This is a genomic window from Moorena sp. SIO3I6 (assembly GCF_010672095.1).
In genome coordinates this window covers 1-1,077 of the sequence record NZ_JAAHHU010001681.1, presented here as the reverse complement: position 1 = coordinate 1,077, position 1,077 = coordinate 1, and the positions used below count along the sequence as shown (strand labels likewise).

The window sequence follows — 1,077 nt, the reverse complement described above, 5'->3', positions numbered from 1 at the left end:
GGAATATTCCCAAGGACCAGAAGCTCAAACTGGGGGATTAATCGGTCCAGTTGAACTGAGCGTACCTCACCCCGCCTTAGCCCAAATGCTTCGCCTGAGCCAACCCGGACAATTGTTCCCACCGACTCGCTTGGGAGAATGGCTGTTAATCGTGCGTTTGGAGAAGTTTATGCCAGCCCAGTTAGATGATTCGATGCGCCAGCGACTGCTGAATGAATGTTTCAGCACCTGGCTCAGTGAGCAACTGAATCAGCAATTAGCAGCGCTAGATTAACAACAAAACTCTAGAAATGAAACTAAACTCAAGAAACCTTAGACAGCGGCTTTGATTCCGGATTTGGGGGAACATGGGCGGGTATGGTCGTTCTCGGCATTATCATCTCGCGCCAGATGGAGAAGATTCCGATAAACCCGTCTAGCTTGGCATTTATGGTAATCCTGAAACTGTGCCGTGGCTAAATGATCATTAGTCTATGGTGATCGGGTAAATTTTTGTTGTTTAAGGCTAGTCTCAATAGATTTTCCCTATGCACCATCATAGCATAGCCAACTAGTTACATTTCTTAATGAAAGAAGCGCTAAGCAAGTCCTAGGGTGCTCTACAGAGTCTTTACATAAAAAACAGACCTAATATTTATAGCATATCCTCATAAATACCCCATGAGAAGCTGTTATTAAATTTAAGCTAACTAATCTCACGCTCTTGCAAACTAATCTCAAATCCTAAGAGGCTCAATGACCTATACAACAACAATTCAAGAGTTTCTAGCTGGTATTTCGCCGTTCAATCAATTGTCAAGGGCAGCACGGCAAAAACTGTCCACTAGTTGCCAACTGTTGCGCTACCGCATGGGCCAGACAATTGTGGTCAGGGATAAAATGCCAGGCCAAATCTCGATTTTATTCCAAGGCAAAGCCCGTCTAATTGGCTATGACCAACGCCGTCAAACCCCCACAACCCTCAAATTACTACAACCAGGGGCGATTATTGGCTGGGTCAGTTTGGTCAGGGGCATACCGTGTGAAACTGCGATCGCATCGGTGGAAGCGGTTTGTGTCACCATCAATGCGGCTGAC

The 1,077-nt window shown here is 45.8% G+C and carries 2 protein-coding genes; both read left to right on the top strand.

Going from position 1 to position 1,077, the window contains the following annotated elements; genetic code table 11:
• A partial coding sequence (locus F6K49_RS52255) for a peptidylprolyl isomerase (protein WP_293110948.1) occupies positions 1-274 on the top strand: 274 nt, incomplete at its 5' end.
• A 461-nt stretch (positions 275-735) separates the two neighbouring features.
• Positions 736-1,077 (top strand): cyclic nucleotide-binding domain-containing protein (locus F6K49_RS52250; protein ID WP_293110946.1); only part of this gene is annotated, 342 nt, incomplete at its 3' end.